Origin of the sequence: Mesorhizobium sp. M8A.F.Ca.ET.021.01.1.1, from assembly GCF_003998025.1 — a bacterium.
Classification (GTDB): Bacteria; Pseudomonadota; Alphaproteobacteria; order Rhizobiales; family Rhizobiaceae; genus Mesorhizobium.
This window is the reverse complement of record NZ_RZSJ01000602.1, coordinates 1-3,692: the sequence shown is the minus strand read 5'-3', so window position 1 is coordinate 3,692 and position 3,692 is coordinate 1. Positions and strand designations below refer to the sequence as shown.

The 3,692-nt window shown below is 65.5% G+C and carries 2 protein-coding genes; both read right to left on the bottom strand.

Annotation, left to right across the window (positions count from 1 at the left end):
- Nucleotides 1–2,901, bottom strand: a 2,901-nt coding sequence (locus EOA36_RS30585; RefSeq protein ID WP_127280657.1) for an error-prone DNA polymerase, incomplete at its 3' end; no start/stop codon positions are given.
- On the bottom strand, nucleotides 2,898–3,692 hold a 795-nt coding region (locus EOA36_RS30580), incomplete at its 5' end, for a DUF6504 family protein (protein ID WP_348629832.1). The genes EOA36_RS30580 and EOA36_RS30585, both read right to left, overlap by 4 nt.

Sequence of the window (3,692 nt, the reverse complement as noted above, 5' to 3'; positions counted from 1 at the left end):
GGCATTGGGGGTGACGCCGGCGCGGTCGAGCCGCTCGCGCAGGAAGGCGACCGGATGCGCCTTCAGCGACAGGCCGAGCGAGCGGTAATCGTGGATGACATGCTCGCCGAGCGGCATTTTCGGCAGTCTCGTCTCGGGCTCCAGCTCGCGCAGGCTGAGTGCCGGCTGGTCGAACAGCGGCAGTTTCTCGGCGGCGCTCTTGCCGTCGAGCGCGCGGACCTCCCACAGTGCCGCGCGGCGGTCGAGGCCGATGGACCGAAAGGCGTCGGCCTGCGCCAGCTTCTCGATCTCGTCGACATTGAGGCCGGAGCGCAGCCAGACATCCCGGACGGTCGAGTAGCCGGCGCCGCGCCGGGCGACGAAAGCCTCCATGCGTTCCTTGGAAAGTCCCTTGATTTGCCTGAAGCCGAGCCGCAGCGCATGGCTTGTCTCGATGACGCCGCGCATCCCGGCATGACGCGGCAGGATGCGGGCCGGGTCGAAAGGCGCCTTTTCCAAAGTGCAGTCCCAGACGGAGAAATTGACATCGACCTTGCGGATGTCGACGCCATGGTCGCGGGCGTCGCGCACCAGCTGCGCCGGCTGGTAGAACCCCATCGGCTGCGAGTTCAGGATCGCGGCGCAGAACACGTCGGGATAGAAGGTCTTGAACCAGCAGGAGGCATAGACGAGCAGCGCGAAGGAGGCGGCGTGGCTTTCGGGAAAGCCATATTCGCCGAAACCCTCGATCTGCTTGAAGCAGCGCTCGGCGAAGTCCTTTTCGTAGCCTCGGTCCGTCATGCCGTCGATCATGCGCTGGCGGTAATTGCCGATGGTGCCGGTGCGCTTGAAGGTGGCCATGGCGCGGCGCAGTTCATCGGCCTCGCCCGGCCTGAAGCCGCCGGCGACGATGGCGATCTTCATCGCCTGCTCCTGGAACAGCGGCACGCCCAGCGTCTTGCCGAGTATTTTTTCCAGCTCCGGCTTGGGATATTCGGCTTTTTCCTTGCCTTGGCGGCGGCGCAGATAGGGATGCACCATATCGCCCTGGATCGGGCCTGGCCGCACGATCGCCACCTCGATGACCAGATCGTAGAATTCGCGCGGCTTCAGCCGTGGCAGCATCGACATCTGGGCGCGCGATTCGATCTGGAAGACGCCGAGCGTATCGGCGCGGCAGATCATGTCGTAGACACGAGGGTCCTCCTTGGCGATCGTATCCAGGGTCAATGGCCTGCCATAGTCGTCTCTCACGCCGTATTGGGTTTCGAGCAAGGTGAAAGCGCGCTGGAGGCAGGTCAGCATGCCGAGCGCCAGTATATCCACCTTGAGGATCTTCACCGCGTCGAGATCGTCCTTGTCCCATTCGACCATCTTGCGCTCGTCCATCGCCGTCTTGACGATGGGGACGATTTCGTCGAGCCGGTCCCTGGTGATGACGAAGCCGCCGACATGCTGGGAGAGATGGCGGGGAAAGCCCATGATCTCGTTGGCGCGTTCCATCACATGCCGCGATATGGGATCGCTGCGGTCGAGGCCGCCGGCCCTGGCTTCCTTCTCGCCGAGCTCCGAGGTCGACCAGCCCCAGATCGAGCCGGAAAGCGACGCCCGGACATCCTCCGACAGGCCCATCGCCTTCGACACTTCGCGCAGCGCCGAACGGCCGCGATAGCTGATGACGGCGGCGGCGAGCGCCGTGCGCTTGGAGCTGTATTTCGTATAGATGTACTGCATCACCTCTTCGCGCCGCTCATGCTCGAAATCGACATCGATATCCGGTGGCTCGTTGCGTTCCTCCGAGATGAAACGCTCGAAGAGCGTGTCGATCTTGTCCGGTCCCACCTCGGTGATGCCGATGCAGAAGCAGATGATCGAATTGGCGGCGGAACCACGGCCCTGGCAGAGAATGCCTTCGCCGCGAGCGAATTTGATGATGTCATGGACGGTCAGGAAATAGCGGGCGTAATTCAGCCGCTCGATCAGGGCGAGTTCTTCCTGAATGCGTTTTATGACGCTGGAGGGGACACCAGCGGGAAAGCGCCGGGCCGCTCCCTCCCGGGCCAGGCGCTCCAGCTCCGCCTGCGGGCCGAGGCCCGATTCCGTCGGCTCGTCGGGATAATTGTACTGAAGGTCGCCGAGCGAGAAGGTCAGCTCTTCGCCGAAACGCAGCGTCTCCGCCAGCGCCCGCGGATGCCTGCGGAACAGGCGCGCCATCTCCAGCGGCGGCTTCAGATGGCGTTCGGCATTGGCGGTCAGCTCCAGCCCTACCTCGGCGACCGGAACATTGAGGCGGATCGCGGTCAGCACATCCTGTAAGGGGCGGCGTTCGGCCGTGTGGTAGAGCACGTCGTTGGTCGCCATCAGCGGAATGCCGGTGCTTTCGGCAAACGCCGCCGCCTGCTCGATCCTGAAGCGGTCATGGCCGGCATAACAGGGCGAGACGCCGAGCCGCAGGGCGCTGCCGAACCGGCCCTCGAGTTCCCGCAGCAAGGCCAGACTGTCCTGCGCGTCCTGCGCCGGATCGGGCAAGACCGCCAGCGACATCCGATCCCCCCATTCGAGCAGGTCGTCGCGCTGGAGCAAGGTGGCGCCCTTTTCGGTCTCGTCGCGCAGATTGGCCTGGGTGAGCATGCGGCACAGATGCCCCCAGCCCGTGCGGTCCCTGGGATAGGCGAGAATGTCCGGCGTGCCGTCGCCAAAAACCAGCCGGCAGCCAGGATGATAGGCAAGCTTTTCGACCTTGGCCTGCTGCCAGGCGCGCACCACGCCGGCCACGCTGTTGCGGTCGGCGAGCCCGATCGCGGAGAAACCCATGAGCTTGGCCGCGACCACCAGTTCCTCCGGCTTGGAAGCGCCGCGCAGGAAGGAGAAATTCGACTGGATGCCGAACTCGGCATAGGGGATGACGGTCAGCGCGTTCATGCGAAGACCCCGTGCATGAACCAGCGCGGCGGGATCTGCGAGGCGCCGCCGTAAAGGCCTTGCCGGTAGAGCCAGTAGCGGCGGCCATCGGCGTCCTCGATGCGGAAATAGTCGCGTGTCGATGCCGCCGGATCGCCTGGCGCCTCACGCCACCATTCGGCGGCGATGCGCTCCGGACCCTCGGCACGGGTAACGCGGTAGAGCGCGCGGCGCCAACGAAAATGCAGCGGCGGTCCCTCCGGCATTTCGGTGGCCGGCACATCGATGGGCTCGGGCGCGCGGAACAGCCGGATCGGGCGTTCCGGCGGGAAGATGGTCATCGGCGCCTGCATCCTGTCCGGCTTCTTCGGTGGCGTGGTCCGGCGCGGCGCCTCGCTGAAGGGGACGATGGCGACGGCGCGTTCGGGCAGATGGCTTTCCACAGGCACAGGCTGGAGAACCGCGCTCTCGCCGAGGCGGGCGCGGATGCGGTCGGCGAACAGGGCTATGTCGGCACCGTCGTCGGCCGCTTCACCGGTCAGATCGGTCTGCTGCGTGTCGAAAGCGGCGACAGCCAGCACCGAGAGGCGCACCAGGTCGAAGCCATAGCCGGCATCGATATGCTGCTCGAGTGCTGCCAGCCTTTCATGGAACAATTTCCGGATCAGCAAGGGTTCGCGCATCGGCCGCGAGGTGCCGAGCGCGATGCGGCTGACGGCGCCGTCGACGCGAAAGAGCAGCAGCGCCAGCGTCCGGGCGCCTTCGCCGCGGCGTTCGAGGTCGGTCTTCAAGGTCGTCGCCAGCATGCCCAC